The sequence below is a fragment of the Salmonella sp. SAL-020 genome, assembly GCF_017372215.1.
GTDB classification, from domain to species: domain Bacteria; phylum Pseudomonadota; class Gammaproteobacteria; order Enterobacterales; family Enterobacteriaceae; genus Salmonella; species Salmonella enterica.
In genome coordinates, this window is the sequence record NZ_CP071690.1 from 1397111 (window position 1) to 1413629 (window position 16519).

13 protein-coding genes are annotated in these 16519 nt (G+C 52.0%); 7 read left to right on the top strand and 6 right to left on the bottom strand.

The genetic code is table 11. The features are described 5' to 3' along the window. Positions 1-3: 3 nt before the first annotated feature. A complete protein-coding gene (ypeC, locus tag J1G48_RS06585; RefSeq protein WP_000490091.1) occupies positions 4-330 on the bottom strand; it encodes a DUF2502 domain-containing protein YpeC in 327 nt (108 codons plus the stop codon). 113 nt (positions 331-443) lie between these two features. After that, positions 444-1442, bottom strand: a complete 999-nt coding sequence (gene mgrA / locus J1G48_RS06590; protein ID WP_000640293.1) for an L-glyceraldehyde 3-phosphate reductase — start codon at positions 1440-1442, stop codon at positions 444-446. A 179-nt stretch (positions 1443-1621) separates the two neighbouring features. Between mgrA and J1G48_RS06595 the strand changes: the two genes are divergently transcribed. Further along, complete coding sequence (locus J1G48_RS06595; protein WP_001180860.1) at positions 1622-3274, top strand: alpha-keto acid decarboxylase family protein; 1653 nt, start codon at positions 1622-1624, stop codon at positions 3272-3274. A 19-nt stretch (positions 3275-3293) separates the two neighbouring features. Here J1G48_RS06595 and J1G48_RS06600 read toward each other — a convergent pair whose 3' ends face one another. Then, on the bottom strand, positions 3294-4529 hold the full coding sequence (locus tag J1G48_RS06600; protein WP_000468920.1) for an ion channel protein: 1236 nt from the start codon (positions 4527-4529) through the stop codon (positions 3294-3296). A gap of 203 nt (positions 4530-4732) precedes the next feature. On the opposite strand from J1G48_RS06600, the gene glk reads away from it, so the two are divergent. Then, positions 4733-5698, top strand: coding sequence for a glucokinase (glk, locus tag J1G48_RS06605; protein ID WP_000170380.1), 966 nt, complete (start codon positions 4733-4735; stop codon positions 5696-5698). 722 nt (positions 5699-6420) lie between these two features. Continuing rightward, positions 6421-7659 (top strand): alanine transaminase, encoded by a 1239-nt coding sequence (alaC, locus tag J1G48_RS06610; RefSeq protein WP_000763118.1) that lies wholly within the window; start codon positions 6421-6423, stop codon positions 7657-7659. A 49-nt stretch (positions 7660-7708) separates the two neighbouring features. On the opposite strand, the gene ypdK is transcribed toward alaC, so the two are convergent. Then, a complete protein-coding gene (gene ypdK / locus J1G48_RS06615; RefSeq protein ID WP_010723117.1) occupies positions 7709-7780 on the bottom strand; it encodes a membrane protein YpdK in 72 nt (23 codons plus the stop codon). 402 nt (positions 7781-8182) lie between these two features. After that, positions 8183-9103, bottom strand: coding sequence for a kdo(2)-lipid IV(A) palmitoleoyltransferase (gene lpxP, locus J1G48_RS06620; protein ID WP_000484430.1), 921 nt, complete (start codon positions 9101-9103; stop codon positions 8183-8185). A gap of 521 nt (positions 9104-9624) precedes the next feature. Here lpxP and J1G48_RS06625 point away from each other — a divergent pair. Continuing rightward, positions 9625-9867, top strand: a complete 243-nt coding sequence (locus tag J1G48_RS06625; RefSeq protein WP_000639889.1) for a YfdY family protein — start codon at positions 9625-9627, stop codon at positions 9865-9867. Between the two features lie 274 nt (positions 9868-10141). On the opposite strand, the gene pgtP is transcribed toward J1G48_RS06625, so the two are convergent. After that, positions 10142-11533, bottom strand: coding sequence for a phosphoglycerate transporter PgtP (gene pgtP, locus J1G48_RS06630; protein ID WP_000955739.1), 1392 nt, complete (start codon positions 11531-11533; stop codon positions 10142-10144). A 435-nt stretch (positions 11534-11968) separates the two neighbouring features. On the opposite strand from pgtP, the gene pgtC reads away from it, so the two are divergent. Genes pgtC through pgtA form a run of 3 tightly spaced genes read left to right on the top strand, consistent with a single transcriptional unit; the run spans position 11969 to position 16402 of the window. Then, positions 11969-13162, top strand: coding sequence for a phosphoglycerate transport regulator PgtC (gene pgtC, locus J1G48_RS06635; protein ID WP_000467983.1), 1194 nt, complete (start codon positions 11969-11971; stop codon positions 13160-13162). Beyond that, the gene (gene pgtB / locus J1G48_RS06640; protein WP_000678486.1) at positions 13159-15165 is read left to right on the top strand and encodes a two-component system sensor histidine kinase PgtB; all 2007 of its coding nucleotides are present in this window, start codon (positions 13159-13161) and stop codon (positions 15163-15165) included. The genes pgtC and pgtB overlap by 4 nt, the downstream gene beginning before the upstream one ends. Beyond that, positions 15155-16402 carry a two-component system response regulator PgtA gene (gene pgtA / locus J1G48_RS06645; RefSeq protein WP_000930836.1) on the top strand — a complete coding sequence of 416 codons (1248 nt, stop codon included), beginning with the start codon at positions 15155-15157 and terminating at the stop codon, positions 16400-16402. The genes pgtB and pgtA overlap by 11 nt, the downstream gene beginning before the upstream one ends. Positions 16403-16519 lie beyond the last annotated feature (117 nt).

Below are 16519 nucleotides of genomic sequence, written 5' to 3' on the forward strand. Positions count from 1 at the left end.
GGCTTAGTGATGATGTTTGTGACCCCGGCCTCGCCCGCGATGATCGTCGCGATCGCGCCAGCCTTCCCGATAACCGCGTTCATACGCTTTACGCTTATCCCAGCCGCGATGATAGCCGTTGTCATGGCGCCACCAGCGATTTTTACGCCATTCATAATGGTTGTGCCAGTAATCCCGGTCGCGCCAGCGACCACCGTCCCAGTAGTTACCGTAATCATCGCGATCGCCAATCTGTAATTTTATTGAGGGCAACAGGGTGATTTCGCCCGCATTCGCGGCAAGCGGTGTAAAAGCCAGCAAGGCTGCCGCCAGAATCAGTGACCTGAACATACTTTCTCTCCTTCACGATCGAGCCGTCGCCGGCCTGTTAATGCAATATTACAAAGCAGTAAAGATTTGTTTCATCGCCTTAACTCTTAAATCATGAAGGAGAGCATTTTTTGCTAAAACCGGCCCTCCAGAATAGCGTCAATTTCTGCACATTCCGCCGCCGAAAAACGGCGATTGGCCAGCATTCCTACGGCGTCTTCGATTTGCGACGGTTTGCTGGCGCCAATCAGTACCGAGGTAACGTTATCGTTACGCAGCACCCAGGCGAGCGCCATCTGAGACAATTTTTGGCCCCGTCGCGCGGCCAGTTCATTCAACCGGCGAACTTTTTCCAGTTTGTCGGCGGTAATCTGTTCTGGTTTAAGGAAACGGCTTCCGCTCGCCGCGCGGGAATCTTCCGGAATGCCATTCAGATAACGGTCAGTGAGCTGCCCGCCCGCCAGCGGCGAGAAGGCAATACTGCCGACGCCTTTTTCCTGCAACAGCGCCAGCAGCCCGTCCTCTACCCAACGCTCAAAAAGCGAATATTTAGGCTGATGAATCAGGCAAGGCGTGCCGAGATCCTCCAGAATATCGATAGCTTGTCTGGCCAGATCGGCAGGATAGTTAGAGATCCCCACGTACAACGCTTTGCCGTGGCGCACAAGGTGATCTAACGCTTTCATCGTCTCTTTAAGCGGCGTTTCGGGATCGGGACGATGGTGATAAAAGATATCGACATACTCCAGCCCCATACGTTTCAGGCTTTGATCGAGGCTGGCGATAAGGTATTTCCGTGAACCCCAGTCGCCATAAGGGCCATCCCACATGGTGTAGCCCGCTTTGGTGGAGATGATCAATTCATCACGCCACGGTAAAAAATCTTCCTGCAGAATGCGGCCAAAATTGCATTCTGCGGAGCCCGGCGGCGGCCCATAATTATTGGCGAGATCAAAGTGGGTAATGCCCAGATCGAACGCGCGTTGCAGCAGCGCCCGGCTATTTTCTACCCGTGTCGTATCGCCGAAGTTGTGCCATAACCCCAGCGAAATAGCGGGAAGTTTGACGCCGCTGCGTCCGCAGCGACGATACTCCATTGTGTGATAACGATTCTCATCGGGCTGATAAATCATGACCTTTCCCCCTGTGGCGTGAATAAATAGTGTATACGGTTACACTCGCCAGGCGGTATCCGGCTTTTACTGTTTGCCGCTGTAAACATTGTTTTCCAGGCTTTCATCCCCACCGTGCTGGACAGCCATCGGCATTCCTTAATACTCAACATAATATCAACGTCAGAAGGAAAGCTGTCATGCAAAACCCCTATACCGTGGCCGACTATTTGCTGGACAGACTGGCAGGATGCGGCATTGGCCATCTTTTTGGCGTACCGGGCGATTATAACTTGCAGTTTCTTGACCATGTGATTGACCACCCGACCCTGCGTTGGGTGGGATGCGCCAATGAGCTGAACGCCGCTTATGCCGCGGACGGCTATGCGCGCATGTCGGGCGCTGGAGCGCTACTCACCACCTTTGGCGTGGGAGAACTTAGCGCTATTAACGGTATCGCGGGCAGTTACGCGGAATATGTCCCGGTCTTGCATATCGTCGGCGCGCCCTGTAGCGCTGCGCAGCAGCGTGGCGAATTGATGCACCATACCCTCGGTGACGGCGATTTTCGTCATTTTTATCGCATGAGTCAGGCGATATCCGCTGCCAGCGCAATATTAGATGAACAGAACGCCTGTTTCGAGATTGACCGCGTGTTGGGTGAAATGCTTGCCGCACGCAGGCCAGGATACATCATGTTGCCCGCCGATGTGGCGAAAAAAACGGCCATCCCACCTACGCAGGCGCTGGCGTTGCCCGTGCATGAAGCGCAAAGCGGCGTGGAGACGGCTTTTCGTTACCACGCCCGTCAGTGCCTGATGAACAGTCGGCGTATTGCGCTATTGGCCGACTTTCTTGCCGGGCGTTTTGGTTTACGACCACTGTTGCAGCGCTGGATGGCGGAAACGCCCATCGCTCATGCGACACTACTGATGGGGAAGGGGCTTTTTGATGAACAGCACCCGAACTTCGTTGGCACCTATAGCGCTGGCGCCAGCAGCAAAGAAGTGCGTCAGGCCATAGAGGACGCCGATAGGGTTATCTGCGTCGGCACCCGTTTTGTCGATACCCTTACGGCCGGATTTACCCAACAATTACCGACGGAACGCACGCTGGAGATTCAGCCTTACGCGTCGCGCATCGGCGAAACCTGGTTCAACCTCCCGATGGCGCAGGCGGTGTCTACGCTGCGCGAACTGTGCCTGGAATGCGCTTTTGCGCCGCCGCCGACGCGTTCCGCCGGACAGCCAGTGCGGATTGATAAGGGAGAACTGACCCAGGAAAGCTTCTGGCAAACCTTACAGCAGTATCTCAAACCCGGCGATATTATCCTTGTCGACCAGGGGACCGCCGCCTTTGGCGCTGCCGCGCTGTCGCTTCCTGACGGCGCGGAAGTTGTGGTACAGCCGCTGTGGGGGTCTATCGGCTATTCCTTGCCCGCCGCGTTTGGCGCGCAAACCGCCTGTCCCGATCGGCGGGTGATTCTGATTATCGGCGATGGCGCGGCGCAGCTCACGATTCAGGAGATGGGCTCGATGTTACGCGACGGGCAGGCGCCGGTCATCCTGCTGCTCAACAATGACGGCTATACCGTAGAGCGCGCCATTCACGGCGCGGCCCAGCGGTATAACGACATCGCGAGCTGGAACTGGACGCAGATACCACCGGCGCTAAACGCGGCGCAACAGGCGGAGTGCTGGCGGGTGACGCAGGCTATCCAACTGGCAGAGGTCCTCGAACGTCTGGCGCGCCCACAACGTCTGTCATTTATTGAAGTGATGTTGCCAAAAGCCGATCTGCCGGAATTACTGCGTACCGTGACCCGGGCGCTGGAAGCCCGCAACGGGGGATAATGGCCCCCGCTGCGCCGGATTAGGGTTCGTGACGGTTGGCGGCCAGCAACGGTTTTCCCGCCAGCAATAGCCAGGCGGGGAGCATCACAATGCAGAGCAGCGGCAGCAGATTGGTATCCGGTACGACGACTGCCGCCATAAACAGACTGAGCCAGCCGTCGCGCGTCACTACCAGCACTAAGCCAAGAATCGCGCAGGAGACGGTAATCGCCGCGGGTACGGCCTCAACATGGGCATGGAGCATGAGCCCCAGCGCCGCGCCGATAAACACAGCCGGAAAAATGCGCCCGCCGCGAAAGCCGCTCGCCGCCGCGATGACCAGCGCGGCGAGTTTGACGACGGCTAAGGTAAAATAATCTCCCGCGCCCAACGTCTGGCTAAACGCCATTTGTTGCATTTCGTCCAGGCCTTTAAACAGGGTAAGCGGCCCGCCAATGACGCCCAGGATGCCCAGTATAAAACCGCCAATGCCGAGAATCAGGACCGGATTTTTCAGGCGGTGCAGCAACTCATGCAGACGCGGAAGGCACCAGACGGCGACCATCCCGGCGGCAATGGCGATCGCCGCGACGATCGCTCCGCTGGCAATGTCCACCAGCCGCATCTGCGTGTAATGGGCGATGGGTAACGAAAAATGCGGATGAAAGAACAGACTGGTGGTGAGTGACCCCGCCGCTGCCGCCATTAACGGCGCAAACAGGCGATCCCACATGGGAATATCGTTAGAGCCGCTAAGTGTTTGCGAAAAAATCAGCGCTGCGGCGACGGGCGTGCCGAACAGCGCGCCGATGGTGCCCGCTGAGGCCAGAATCGTCCAGTCTAACGCCGTGATACGCGGAAACAGGCGGGAGCCGAAAGCCGCCGCCAGCGCGATATTTATTGTCATTATCGGATGCTCTGGCCCCAAACTTACCCCACCAGCAAGGCCGATGATTAAGGCGAGAAGCAGCCCGGGTAGCGCAGATGGCGAGACCGGCATACTGATTAACGGTTCGATGGCCGGATCGGGGCCAGCGTGTCCGGGACTGTAACGGATAATCAAACCCACCACGATCCCGGTTAGCGTGAGCATACCCACTATCCAGAACGGCGAATCATAAGCGATGCCGATGCTGGTGGGCAGTCGTTGCCAAAGAAATTGCTGAAAAACCGACGCGACTTTCATCGCAGCGATTAAAACCAGGCTTGACGCTACGCCAATAATCAGCGCGGGGAGCGACAGCAGCAGCATCGTTCGGGCACGCGGGTGGAACATAATCTCTTCCTTACACGGGGTCGTATACCTATTTTGCACAGCCTGCCCGACGGCATTGCTGCAATTGGTGCTGAAACAAGAAAGTAATTCTGTGATGAAGATCTATATTTATAGGCAGTCAGCCTGATGGCCGTTGTTGTTATGCCCCCATGAATTTACAGTGTGACAAAGACTTATTTTGACTTTAGCGGAGCAGTAGAAGAATGACAAAGTATGCTTTAGTAGGAGATGTAGGCGGCACGAATGCGCGTCTTGCCCTGTGTGATATCGCCAGTGGAGAAATCTCGCAGGCCAAAACGTATTCCGGCCTGGATTATCCCAGTCTTGAGGCCGTGGTGCGCGTTTATCTCGATGAGCATAGCGTCAGCGTGGAAGATGGTTGTATCGCCATAGCCTGCCCGATTACCGGTGACTGGGTAGCGATGACTAACCATACCTGGGCTTTTTCTATTGCGGAAATGAAAAAAAATCTCGGCTTTAGCCATCTGGAAATCATCAACGATTTCACCGCCGTGTCGATGGCGATCCCGATGCTGAAAAAAGAGCATTTAATTCAGTTCGGCGGCGGCGAACCGGTAGACGGCAAACCTATTGCGGTGTATGGCGCGGGAACCGGCTTGGGCGTGGCACATCTGGTGCATGTGGATAAGCGTTGGATTAGCCTTCCGGGCGAAGGCGGGCATGTCGATTTTGCGCCTAATAGCGAAGAAGAAGCTATGATTCTGGAAATATTGCGCGCCGAAATTGGCCACGTTTCCGCCGAGCGCGTGCTGTCTGGCCCGGGGCTGGTGAATCTTTACCGGGCGATTGTTAAGTCCGACAACCGTCTGCCGGAAAATCTGCGCCCGAAAGATATTACCGAACGCGCCCTGGCGGATAGCTGTATCGATTGTCGCCGCGCGTTGTCGCTCTTTTGCGTCATCATGGGGCGATTTGGCGGCGATCTGGCGTTAACCATGGGGACATTTGGCGGCGTTTATATCGCTGGCGGTATTGTCCCGCGCTTCCTGGAATTTTTTAAAGCGTCCGGCTTCCGTGGTGGCTTTGAAGATAAAGGCCGCTTTAAAGATTATGTACACGGTATTCCGGTCTATCTGATTGTCCATGATAACCCTGGCTTGTTAGGCTCCGGCGCGCATCTGCGCCAGACATTAGGCCATATTCTATAAGTCAGATGGCGGCATAAACGCCTTATCCGGCCTACAAAAGTGTGTCATCTGTAGGCCTGATAAGCGCAGCGTCATCAGGCAATTAATCATTCTCTTGTCAGTCTCAAACCGCGTGCCTCACGCGGTTTTTTTCATTGCCTTTCCTGTGCATGAATGCTTCAACTGACTGAATTATTTCACTTTACTCTTGCTGAGCGAAAGGTCAAACACCAGCGCGTTGAGTCATCACGTCATGGCGGTTAGTCAGGCGAAAACAGGGATTTATTTTACTATACGTATCCGGTTCGCTGCCTTATTTACGGTTTCATCGCGGCATCTTGCTGGAAAGGATCCTCATTTTCGGGGAAATGTCCCTGAAAAATACCGCAATATGACATGATTGAATACCTTTAGCGTTAGTAAGGGTTTTGATTAAAGAGGAAAAACCACAAAATCAAAAGGGGATTATTTGAGATAAGGTTTATTGACAGGAAATTATCGTCGGCTGTAACACATTAGGTAAATTCAATGATATCAAGTTGTTAATAATATGATTTGTTTGATGCTATAACTGACATGCTTAAAAGGTAAATTTTTACGCTTGTTCCTCTTTTTTCGTCGCTAAAAAATATTTTCATTAGCCTCTCGACAGGAAGAAAATTTTCAGGCTATTTTCTAAAGGAGCCACCATCGTGGCAGCGTCGCTCGGACGGTCCGGGCGCTAACGTTAATCTGAGGATATTATGGCTGACTTCCGCCCTGAACGTCGCTTTACGCGTATCGATCGCCTTCCGCCCTATGTTTTTAACATCACCGCTGAACTCAAAATGGCTGCGCGTCGGCGCGGTGAAGATATTATTGATTTCAGTATGGGTAATCCTGATGGCGCAACCCCTCCCCACATTGTCGAAAAACTTTGCACCGTCGCGCAGCGTCCGGATACGCACGGTTATTCCACGTCCCGCGGCATACCGCGTTTACGCCGCGCGATTTCTCACTGGTATCAGGAACGTTATGATGTCGATATCGATCCGGAAACCGAAGCGATTGTGACCATCGGTTCCAAAGAGGGACTGGCGCATTTAATGCTGGCGACGCTGGATCATGGCGATACGGTACTGGTGCCGAACCCCAGTTACCCGATTCATATCTATGGCGCCGTTATCGCCGGGGCGCAGGTGCGTTCGGTTCCATTGGTAGAGGGAGTGGATTTCTTCAACGAGCTGGAGCGCGCTATTCGCGAAAGTTATCCGAAACCGAAAATGATGATTTTGGGTTTTCCGTCTAACCCTACGGCCCAGTGCGTCGAACTGGAATTTTTTGAAAAAGTGGTCGCTCTGGCTAAACGTTATGATGTGCTGGTGGTGCACGATCTGGCGTATGCCGATATCGTGTACGACGGCTGGAAAGCGCCATCCATTATGCAGGTGCCCGGCGCGCGCGACGTGGCGGTTGAATTTTTCACGCTGTCGAAAAGCTATAATATGGCGGGCTGGCGTATTGGGTTTATGGTGGGCAATAAAACCCTGGTCAGCGCGCTGGCGCGCATTAAAAGTTATCACGATTATGGCACCTTTACCCCGCTTCAGGTGGCGGCTATCGCCGCTCTGGAAGGCGATCAGCAGTGCGTGCGCGATATCGCCGAGCAGTATAAACGTCGTCGCGATGTGCTGGTGAAGGGGCTGCATGAGGCGGGCTGGATGGTTGAAATGCCGAAAGCCTCAATGTACGTCTGGGCGAAAATCCCGGAGCAATATGCGGCGATGGGATCGCTTGAGTTTGCCAAGAAGCTGCTGAATGAGGCGAAGGTTTGCGTTTCTCCAGGGATAGGCTTTGGTGATTATGGCGACACCCATGTACGCTTTGCATTAATAGAGAATCGCGACCGCATTCGCCAGGCCGTCAGAGGGATTAAAGCGATGTTCCGCGCCGATGGCGTGCTGCCGTCACATCCAAAACCCGTTGAAGCGAGCACGGAGTAGAAAAGCAAACAGGAGCCCCATGGCTCCTGTTTTTCTTTGCATTGTACTTTTAAATCATCAGGGCGAAAGTACCGGCCCAAACGATGACCATAAATGAAATGCCCATAAAGAAATATTTCACGTTTCATCTCTCCGCGTACCTGTCGTACGCCTAAATGAACTTACACTTACCTGATTATAGAGAGTTGATGCCGGACAATACGAAATTGAGAATTATTCGTGTTTCTACCGCCTGCATCACCTCAGAATTCTGCGCGTCATCGCTCCAGACGGCGCTAATGTACGCCTAAAAATGAGGTGAAACAAGAGGCATTTTCTTATTTACTTTTAGTAACTTACAAGTGTCGGGAATCGGCGACAGTTTAATTTCTGACAGTGATGAATCGCTATTGAGCGACGCCGCCGACACAGTAAAAAATCGCCTGTAAACAGGAGATTTATCGCTAAAAGCAGGAATGAGTAATTTACGATATGAATATTATGACAATGCGAAATGCCAAAATAAAAGGCCTTGCGGCCTTTTTCAGATGTAGAGTGACGCTTCCCCCAACGGGCGAGTCTTGAAACGGCGATGGATCCAGAGATATTGCTCCGGGGCGCGCATGATCTCTTTCTCAATAATTTTATTCATATAGGCAGCGGCTTGATTTTCATCTGCCGGGTAACCTTCCATTTCAGGGGTAATATACAGACGATAACCCGAGTTATCGGATTTCCTTACCATTGTAACGGTCAACATGGCGGCGCCAGACAGCCTGGACAGTACATAGGTGCCGTTGGTGGTGGCGACGTTTTCAACCGCGAAAAATGGCGCAAAGGAGCTGCCTTTAGGGCCGTAGTCCTGGTCGGGAGCAAACCAAACGGCTTCCCCTTTTTTTAGCGCGCCCACAATGCCGCGCAGATTGTTTCTGCCGATCATCGCTTTATTTGAGCGCATACGACCGCGCGTCTGCACCCACTCCATGAGCGGATTGTTATGCGGACGATAGGTCGCCATCATCGGCTGGCAGAGACCCATTACCCGGCCTCCCAATTCCAGCGACATAAAATGCACGCCAACGACCATTACGCCGCGATTTTGCTCCTGCGCACGGGTAAGGTTGTCCAGCCCGTCCACATCAAACCATTTGCGAACCCGGTTATCAGGCCAGAACCAGGCCATGCCCGTTTCAAGCAGCGCCATGCCAAGAGAGTGGAAATTCTCGGCGATCAGTTTTTCCCTTTCTTCCCGGGAGAGGGTCGGAAAACAGAGTTCAATATTTTTCTGGGCGATTGACTCACGTCGCTTCAGGAAGGGGCGCGCCAGTTTACCGGTGCGGGTGCCCAGAAAACGCAAAACCGGGTAGGGAAGCTGCACCAGTAACCAGAGGACGCCAACGCCAAACCACGTCAGCCAGTAGCGCGGGTGCAAAAACGCGCGTGAAAATTTGCTTTGAGGAAACATAAAATACCTTCTGTAGATACGAAAATAATGTATCGCAGAAGAGTCATTATCCGCAGCGGTACACTCTGAAATACGCATCATCCTTCAAGTTGCGTTAGCTTATCCGAAGCACTTACTTGAGTAAGCTCATCAGGGTAACTTGAATGATTTACGTATAGTTAGGCCATCATGTACGACAATGGTTCCCGTAAGGAGTGTAAAACTAAGTCAGTACTAAACCACGAGGGCATGAACGCCAGGCAGGCTAATGTACCACCAGTTATTTACTCGCGCCCAGAAATTCTTTATCAAGAAGCGTAAATATTTCTCCCGTAGCAAAAATAAGCTAATCATTATTTTTAATGCATTGTTTTTACAGTGATAATTTTATTTCAGACGAAGGTCATTGAAAAATGATTAAAAAAATAAAATGTGAGATAAATGTTATGGAAATGACGGGCTGATAAGGTTTATCTTAAAGGAGAAGTGAGAGGGACCGTAAGGCTATATGGAAGCCTTGCCATAGACAGGAGGTATTATAGATGATCTATTTATGGACATTTCTTGCAATAAGTATACTTGCCGTGAGTGGCTATATCGGTCAGGTGATGGGGGCTTTTTCTGCGGTTTCTTCTTTTACGGGAATGGTTATCCTTGCCGCGCTGATTTATTTACTCAATGTATGGTTGCAGGATGGCGATGACATCGTTAGCGGATTATTGCTTTTTCTCGCACCGGCATGTGGGTTAATTATTCGCTTTATGGTGGGATACGGTAAGCGTTAGTCAGTACATACCCTTCATACTTCAAGTTGCTGATGTGTTGGCTACGGATTACTCGGCCCATCGATGGGCCTCGCCCTGACGGCCGTCGCACGCGACGTTCAAATCTGTTCCCGGCAGATTTGTCGTTCACCCCAGTCACATCGTTATCTATGCTCCTGGGGACTCACTCCCTTGCCGCTTTTAAGCAACTCGAATTATTTTGGGTATACACGATGTCAGCGAATAGATAGCGCCGACAATGTCGGCGCTTCTGTTCCCCGGGAAGGCTAATCGTTTATTGCGCGTCCGCAAGCTGCAGTGAGTCCTGATTATGTAACGCATTCTGGCGCTGGCGTTCCAGTTCCAGCGCGCCGCGATGGGAGAGGTAACAGAATAGAATGCAGCACACGATGCCGCCCATCAGAAGATAAAATCCGCCGTACCAGCCAAGTTTATCCACCATTACACCAAACAGGCTGGTGCCCAACGAGGCGCCGAAAATATAGCTCATGAACCCACGTAAACCGACGGCGGAACCTACGGCAAAGCTGGGGACTATCTCCATTGTCTGTACGGACGCGAGGAACTGCGGGACGTAAATCAGACAACCTACAATGGCGGCGAAAATCGTTACCATCAGCAAAGATTCACTTTTCCAGTATCCGATCAGACAGACAAAAATCAGCGCCATGCAAATCATGGCTAACGGCATTCTGCGGCCCTTAAACAGTTTATCTGACAGCCAGCCTGCCAGTAGCGTGGAGGGAATCGCCGCCCACTCGAAAAAGAGAAACGCGACGCTCATCTGTTCTTTTGAAAAGTGTTTTACTGTCAACAGATAGATAGGCAACCAGCTAATCATGCCAAACCGCACCATATAGACGAAGACATCCACCAGCGAAATATACCAGGCATTTTTATTGCGCAGCACATAAGTACAGAAGATTTGCCATGCGCTCATATTTTCCGGCGCTTTTGCCGTATTCTTCGTTTTCAGTACGACTTTTTCTTCCGGCATCATCTGTTCCAGTGAGGGAAGACCTTCTTCGCGTGGCGAACCTTTTCCCAAGACCAGAACAATTAAGGCAAAAATGACGGCGACGCAGGCCGGAACGATATAACTGGCGCTTTGCCAGTGTTCGTTGCCCAATATCGCAAAAGCCGCACCGACGATAGGCGCGACGATCCCGCCGCCAACGTTATGCGAGATATTCCAGAAGGCGCCTACGCGTCCGCGTTCCCGACGAGGGAACCAGTTTGCAATAGTAATAAACGAGGGGCCGACGCCCATGCCCTGAAAAAGGCCATTGAAGACCACCAGAGCGGCAAATATCCAGAATGCGCTACTGAATCCCAGCCCAACGTTAACAATCGCGCAGAGTACCAGACCGCACGCCATGAAGACTTTTGGGCTGGCTTTATCCGCCAGACTGCTCATTACGCCTTTACTGATTCCGTAAGCAATAAGCATACAGCTACTCAGCAGGCCGATTTGCGTAGCGCTGAGATCCAATTGCTCTTTTAAATAAGGCGTCGATAATGTGAAATTGTTTCTGACTATATAGTAAGCGAGATATCCCAGAAATACGCTTAACAATGCCTGTATACGATATCGACCATATGTGGCCTGGACTTTTTCCGGTGGGACTTTATGCGCCGATTGCCCTGTTTTTAATATTGTTAACATGGAGTCACCTGTATTTTATAGTGAGATGAACATCAGGAGGTTTTGTCGGTAGAGTGAAAGGAGTGACAATAAAATTCAAGTCGAAGAAATGTGTCAAAATTGACTCAATTGGGTGAATTTAAAGGTTATTTTTGACCCATCCTGAAGGGGGTGGTGAAACTTTAATTATTGGCATGGCCGTTTTATCGTTAGCATGTGCGGATATTAACAAATTTGCTGCCAGTGATCTGATACGCTTTATTGATGTTTTCGGGCGACGGACCCGTTATTATTCAAATAACGTTGTTCTGGATGCCAACAGAAATAAAAGGGTAAGTTTTGTCTCAATATTTTCTTTATGTGATATCGATATTTATGAACGGGATCACAAATCGACTTTTCTCATGCTGTAGTCGTTTCGCCAGAGTGGGCGCTTTTACGCTATGGCTGGCGGCAATGTTCGGTTCTTGCCAGGCGTACAGCCGCGAGCTGGTGATGGCAACGACCTTTTCACCCAGCGCGACCGCCTGGATTATCCAGCGCTGGCAGACGGAGCCGGGTTCCGTCATGATTCGTACGCTCAACCGTACCAGCGGTTCTTTAGAGCAATTACTTGATACGGCGAATGCGGAAAATGTCGATCTGATCCTGACGTCATCCCCCATGCTGTTGCAACACCTTCAGGAGCACCAAAAGCTGGCGCTATTAGATAGCGCGCCTGCCGCCAGCCAGAAGCTGGTGCCGCGTTCTATCCGCTCAACTTCAGTGGCGGTAGCGGTATCCGGATTTGGGCTATTGATCAACCGTTCAGCGCTCGCTGCGCGCCATCTTCCGCCGCCTGCTGACTGGCAGGATATGGGCCTGCCCAGTTACCAGGGCGCTCTATTAATGAGCAGTCCGTCACGTTCAGACACGAATCATTTGATGGTGGAGTCGCTGTTGCAGCAAAAAGGCTGGACGGCAGGATGGGCGACGCTGCTGGCAATCTCGGGTAATTTGGTCACGATTTCCTCTCGCAGTTTCGGCGTAGCGGATAAAATCAAAAGCGGGCTTGGCGTTGCCGGGCCGGTCATTGATAACTATGCTAATTTGCTACTTAACGATCCTAATCTTGCTTTTACCTATTTCCCGTATTCTGCGGTGTCGCCCACTTACGTCGCGGTGTTGAAAAACAGCCGTCATGCAGACGAAGCGCGTGCTTTTATTCATTACTTATTAAGTCCGAAAGGGCAAAGGATACTGGCTGACGCGAATACCGGTAAGTATCCCGTCGCACCGCTTAGCGCCGATAATCCTCGCGCCGCGCAACAACAGCGTTTGATGGCCCAGCCGCCGTTGAACTATCGTCTGATCCTGAAGCGTCAGCAACTGGTACAACGCATGTTTGATACCGCGATCAGTTTTCGTCTCGCGCAGCTTAAAGATGCATGGCGAGCGTTGCATAGCGCAGAAACGCGGCTTAAACGCCCCTTACCTGAAATCAGAGCCTTATTGACCAGCGTCCCGGTGGATGCGGCAAGCAGCGAGGATGAAACCTGGCTGGCGCAGTTTGATAATAAAAGCTTTGCCGAACAAAAAATGATGGAGTGGCAGATCTGGTTTCTGAACAATCAGCGGCTAGCGATTCACAAACTGGAAGAGCTGAAATGAAGGGGAGATTATTGCAACGGCTTCGTCAGCTCAGTATCAGCAACAGTTTACGGGGTGCATTTTTAACGGGCGCATTACTGACGCTGATTGTCAGTATGGTCAGCCTTTATTCCTGGCATGAGCAAAGTTCGCAGGTTCGCTATTCGCTTGATGAATATTTTCCTCGCATCCACTCCGCTTTTTTAATTGAGGGGAACCTGAATCTGGCTGTGGATCAACTCAATGAATTTTTGCTGGCGCCGAACACGACGGTACGTTTGCAGTTACGTACGCAGATTATTCAGCATCTGGATAAGATTGAGCGTCTCAGCCAGGGGCTTCAGCTTGCTGAGCGCCGGCAACTGGCCGTCATTTTACAGGATAGCCGGACCTTGCTGGCGGAGCTGGACAACGCCCTCTACAACATGTTTTTGGTGCGGGAGAAAGTCAGTGAGCTTTCCGCTCGCATCGACTGGCTCCATGATGATTTCACCACGGAGCTAAATTCGCTGGTACAGGATTTTACCTGGCAGCAAGGGACGCTACTCGATCAAATTGAGGCGAATCAGGGCGATGCAGCGCAGTATTTGCAACGTTCGCGCGAGGTGCAGAACGAGCAGCAGCAGGTATATACCCTGGCGCGAATTGAAAATCAGATTGTTGATGACCTGCGCGACAGATTGAATGAGCTCAAGTCCGGCAATAATGACGGGATGCTGGTGGAGACCCATATTCGCTATCTGGAAAACCTAAAAAAAACGGCGGATGAGAATATTCGTGCGCTGGATGACTGGCCCAGTACGATCACGCTGCGGCAAACCATCGACGAACTATTGGAAATCGGGATGGTAAAAAATAAGATGCCCGATACCATGCGCGATTATGTTGCGGCGCAAAAAGCCTTACTGGACGCCAGCCGCGCCAGAGAGGCTACGCTAGGGCGCTTTCGCACGCTGCTTGAGGCGCAGTTAGGTAGTAGTCACCAGCAAATGCAGATGTTCAATCAACGCCTGGAACAGATTGTTCGCGTTAGCGGCGGGCTTATTTTAGTGGCGACGCTCCTGGCATTGCTGCTGGCCTGGGGACTCAACCACTATTTTATCCGTTCCCGGCTGGTAAAGCGTTTTACCGCGCTTAATCAGGCTGTGGTACAGATAGGGCTGGGGAGAACCGACTCGACTATCCCGGTTTACGGGCGCGATGAGCTAGGACGGATAGCCCGTTTGCTACGTCATACGCTGGGCCAGCTCAATATGCAACGCAGGCAGCTTGAACAAGAGGTCGCCGAGCGCAAAGAGATAGAAGCCGACCTGCGCGCCATGCAGGATGAGTTGATTCAGACGGCGAAACTGGCGGTAGTCGGCCAGACCATGACCACGCTGGCGCATGAAATTAACCAGCCGCTGAATGCGCTTTCAATGTATTTATTTACGGCGGGACGCGCGATTGAACAAGGTCAGAGCGGACAGGCGAGAAATACGCTCACCAAAGCGGAAGGGCTCATTAACCGGATTGACGCCATTATCCGTTCGCTGCGGCAGTTTACCCGCCGGGCGGAGCTGGAAACGCCATTGTATCCCGTTGATCTGCGCCAAACCTTCGTGGCGGCATGGGAGTTATTAGCCATGCGTCACCAATCCCGGCAGGGAGCGCTTTCACTGCCAACCGACACCGTATGGGTTAGCGGCGATGAAGTGCGTATTCAGCAGGTTCTGGTGAATGTGCTGGCGAATGCGCTTGACGCCTGTTCGCATGATGCGGCGATCGCGGTGACATGGCAGACGCAGGGAGAGGCGCTGGAGGTTTATATTGCAGATAACGGCCCTGGCTGGCCTGTGGCGCTGTTGCCCTCTTTACTCAAGCCGTTTACTACCAGTAAAGCTGTCGGGTTGGGTATTGGGCTGTCGATTAGCGTGTCGCTGATGGCGCAAATGAAGGGCGACCTGCGTCTGGCGTCGACGCTGACGCGTAACGCTTGCGTGGTGCTGCAATTCTCTGTAACGGATGTCGATGATGTTGAATGATGAATGTTCTATTTTGCTGATTGATGATGACGTTGATGTACTTGACGCCTACACCCAAATGCTTGAGCAGGCAGGCTACCGCGTGCGTGGCTTTACCCATCCTTTCGAGGCCAAAGAGTGGGTAGAAGCGGATTGGGAGGGGATCGTTTTGAGCGATGTGTGTATGCCGGGGTGTTCCGGTATCGATCTTATGACGCTGTTTCATCAGGATGACGATCAACTGCCAATCTTATTGATTACCGGACATGGCGATGTACCGATGGCGGTTGATGCGGTGAAAAAGGGCGCCTGGGATTTTCTGCAAAAACCCGTCGATCCGGGCAAGCTGTTGATATTAATTGAAGACGCGCTACGCCAGCGCCGGTCGGTCATTGCACGGCGGCAATATTGCCAGCAGACGTTACAGGTTGAACTGATTGGGCGCAGCGAGTGGATGAATCAGTTTCGACAACGGTTACAACAACTGGCGGAAACGGACATTGCCGTATGGTTTTACGGTGAGCATGGCACTGGACGTATGACTGGCGCCCGTTATCTCCATCAACTGGGGCGTAACGCGAAAGGGCCGTTTGTACGCTATGAACTCACGCCGGAGAATGCCGGGCAGTTGGAGACATTCATCGACCAGGCGCAAGGAGGTACGCTGGTGTTGAGTCATCCCGAATATCTGACACGCGAACAGCAGCACCATCTGGCGCGTTTACAAAGCCTGGAGCATCGGCCTTTTCGTTTGGTGGGCGTTGGCAGCGCTTCGCTGGTGGAGCAGGCGGCAGCTAACCAGATTGCGGCCGAGCTTTACTACTGTTTCGCCATGACCCAAATCGCCTGCCAGTCTCTTTCTCAGCGACCGGATGATATCGAACCGTTATTTCGCCATTATCTTCGAAAAGCCTGCCTGCGGCTCAATCATCCAGTGCCGGAAATAGCGGGGGAATTACTGAAAGGAATAATGCGACGCGCCTGGCCAAGCAATGTGCGCGAACTGGCTAATGCGGCAGAGCTTTTTGCTGTTGGCGTGCTGCCGCTGGCGGAAACGGTCAACCCGCAGTTGCTTCTTCAGGAGCCGACCCCGCTTGACCGGCGCGTTGAAGAGTATGAGCGACAAATTATTACCGAAGCATTAAATATTCATCAGGGACGAATTAATGAAGTGGCGGAGTATCTGCAAATTCCCCGTAAAAAACTTTATCTGCGCATGAAAAAATATGGTCTAAGTAAAGAGCATTATAAATTCTGATATTACAGTTACTTTCAATCTGGCTGACAACAACAGCAACGATGTCGTTAGCCAGATAACGTCGCATCACCGTAATGGTAAATCATTCCATCATGATTATAGATTGCTTATTATTCA